Here is a 3461-nt window from a genome sequence, read left to right on the forward strand (position 1 = left end):
TTTTGAAAGTAACAACTACTGTAGTAATGCATAAATATTTTTATTTTTTTATTTTTTTTATTGCTTACCCTTTATTGGGTAGTGATTTATCCTCTTGTTACTCTGTACAGCTAAAGAGTGCTTCTCAGTTAAAGCAGGCAACTCTTCAAGTACCCCAAGGGTGTCAAGAAATGCAAATCTCTTCTTATGCCACATGGCGATGTGGCTGTTTTGAAACAACAACTCAAGCGAAAAAAAGTCTTTCAAAGTATAAACACACTTATCCAAATGCAATTCTTGTACAAACATATAAGTATCGCTTTGCCAAAAATTATACTCTCACGCGAGCAACTGCACCAAAAATGAAAGAGCTTACAATTAAAAATGACTGGAATATTACCAAAAAACTTTTCAATGAAAATTTCTCTTTTAATAGTAATTCTTTGAAACAGACAGATTATTTGCAAAATAATTTCTATACAGACATACAACAAAACCAAAAAAATGTACAAAACACTCTTGCAAATCAATCTAATTTTTATGGCCTTTCTCTGCAAGGAAAATACGAGCAATATCTCAATCAAGATTACAAATTTCGTGAATATACCGATTATGAATACGATTTAAAGTTACAGTTTGATCTTTTCAAAGATGGTTATTTTGAACATAAAAAAGCAAATAACATCGCTCTCAAACAAGAGAAGATTGCATACTTACAAACATTCTCTTATGTTTTAAAAAATCATTATGATGAACAACTGCTTATTGCAAACGCAGCACTCCAAGCAATAAATATCAAATACTATAAACAACTAACTTCCCTTTATAAAAAAGCACTCAAGCATCGAAAAAATAGCTACATCAATGCTTTAAGTACACAAGATGAGATAGAAGTGCTCGAACAAAAATATAATCGTTACAATAAAACAGCCAAAATATATGCACAGCATAAAAAACTACCTCTACCCAAGGAAGCTGTAGTATTGCTACATACAATCGGACAACTCCAACTCCAAGATAATGAGACAATCCTCAAACTGGCAAAAGAGAACAACCCTGACACTGCTCTACAAAAAGCCCGTTTCTCACTTTTAAATGAATTGCCTTCTTACAGTGACAATGTAGAAGTTAGCTTATATGCTCGCAGACGTGTTGTCGATGAGATGGGTTGGTATAACACTGTCGGAATAAAAGGAAAACTCCCTCTCGATTTTACAAGTAATGAAGAACAGAAGGTTGCGCAGCTCGAACAACACTCCAATGTACTTGCACAAAAAAGCTTTGAAAACATAGTTCAAAACAAGCTTATACAGCTGATACAAAACTTTTCAGATCTACAGCAGCTTATAACAATAGACAAAGATGATATTCGTTTTTTACAAAAAAGGATTGAGCGCTACAAAAGTATACAAAACAACACTATACCAAATCTCAACTATAATCCAGAAAATAAAATTATTGACCTTTCACAGCAACTTATAACACTAAAATACCGAATAGCCCTAAAAAAAATAGAGCTCTTCAAAACACTTGGAAATATTGCTTACCTTAGCAATATTCCCAACATCTCACTACTTATAAAAGGGAATCAATGATACCTACATCCATCACATCCCAAGCAAATTGCCGACGAAAATCACATCGTCTTACTATTCCTATTCAAGTCATCATAGAGCAAAAAAGCTATCAAGTCACTAACTGGTCCGCAAACGGCTTTCAAGCAAAAAACCTAGAACTTAAACTCAACATTGATGAGACAGTCGATGCTACACTTGTACTGCCTACAGGTGGAGCTTCTATTCTTTTAAATGTTAAAGCGCGTTTACGATACATAAATCAAAACTTTTACGGATTTGAAATTACTGAAATTACGGAGAAAAACTCCCGTGTTTTACGTCACTATGCCTCTTTAGCCATCGATGGTAACTATAATCATATTGATGATCTCTCAAGTGATCTTTTTATGATGGATGTAGCTTCTCCGATCAAAGAACCTATCTCTTTAACAGATAAAGAGTCAAAAAATATACACAGAAGTTTTCTAAAAAGAGTCTACCTCTATGGTGCATTTGGAGCGCTCTTTATTGCTCTTATTTTCACTACTTTTTTATACAACTATCTCATTGTCACCCATAGTACAGGACTTATCTCTGGAAATTCCCACAATTACAATGCGCCAAGAAATGGACTTTTACAATCTCTATATGTCAAGAACAATCAGCATGTAGCAAAAGGAGAACTCCTTTTTGAGATGGATACAAAAAATGAGAAAAAACTACTAGAAAATAAAAAGCGACAACAGCAGCTACTAAAAAAGCAGCTACATAATGCACAAAAACTACTTACTCATATTAACTACACTATCACAAAAAAACAGGTACAGATACAATCTTTAAGTCAATTAGAAAAAGAGAAAATTCTAAGCACAAAAAAAGAGGCAGAGTCAAATTACAAAAGAGCCCTGTATCTCTATAAAAGACATTTTATTACAAGTAAGCAATTTAGTGAGATGCAGAACCAATATCTGCACTTTAAAGCACAATATGACGATGTGATTTTGCATAAAAATATACCTACAAAGAACAGCCTTTTAGCAGATCAAGCATATATTAAAAGCCAAAACCAAAAAATTGCTCTGCAAAAGCTTATTAACAAAATTGCCATCGATATGAATCTCAACAGAGATGATATTACAAGTTTACAAAAAGATATAAATGCAGCTATTGTGCTCTCCCAAGAAGATGGCATTGTACATAATATTTTTCATAAAGCATACAGTTATGTAAAATTTGGCGATAATATTTTAACTTTAGAGACACTCCAACAACCTTATATTCTTACAAAACTACTCTCTTCACAGATGGACAATATCTATTTAGAAGAACCTTGCTTGGTCTATTCCAAGCGTCTCAACAAATTTTTTAATGCACATATTGTAGGAATCGGTTACTCTATTACTGAGGGCAGTGCAACAAATACGGTAGAAATATCACAAAATGAAATTCCTATTCGTATTGCCTTTGATGATCCTTCTGTGCATTTTCATCTTAATGAGTATCTTAAAGTCTATTTTTTAAACTCTTCAGAGTTTGCAAAAAAAACTTTTCAAATACTCCCACACAATCTCATTTTACTCTAAAGAATACAAATGAGACGATTTGGACATAAAAGCGCTTACCAATCTTTCGTAAGACCAGCACTCTTTTACTTTTCACTTTCAATGGTACTTCTCTATATCTCTCTCCCATATATGAACCACATACATAAAAGCATAATCATAGGTGCTGTATCTATAGGAAGTTGGCGATATACTTTAATGCTTACAAATTATATTCGTGCCTATATCTATGCAAAGAGAACCTATCCTGCATATCTTAAAGCTATTCAAAATCTACCTTTTGAAAAACGCTATCCTGAGCATCTCTATCTTATTGTCCCCTCATACAAGGAAGATGCATGGGTCACAACAGAGGTTTTTCAAT

General features: G+C 33.2%; 3 protein-coding genes. All 3 read left to right on the forward strand.

Annotation, left to right across the window (positions count from 1 at the left end):
* Nucleotides 1–1574, forward strand: a 1574-nt coding sequence (locus tag MV589_RS09670; protein WP_297434340.1) for a hypothetical protein, incomplete at its 5' end; no start/stop codon positions are given.
* Nucleotides 1571–3118, forward strand: a complete 1548-nt coding sequence (locus tag MV589_RS09675; RefSeq protein WP_297434342.1) for a biotin/lipoyl-binding protein — start codon at nucleotides 1571–1573, stop codon at nucleotides 3116–3118. The genes MV589_RS09670 and MV589_RS09675, both read left to right, overlap by 4 nt.
* A 9-nt stretch (nucleotides 3119–3127) precedes the next feature.
* A partial coding sequence (locus tag MV589_RS09680; RefSeq protein ID WP_297434344.1) for a hypothetical protein occupies nucleotides 3128–3461 on the forward strand: 334 nt, incomplete at its 3' end.

This window comes from Sulfurimonas sp. (assembly GCF_026991475.1).
Lineage (GTDB): Bacteria > Campylobacterota > Campylobacteria > Campylobacterales > Sulfurimonadaceae > Sulfurimonas.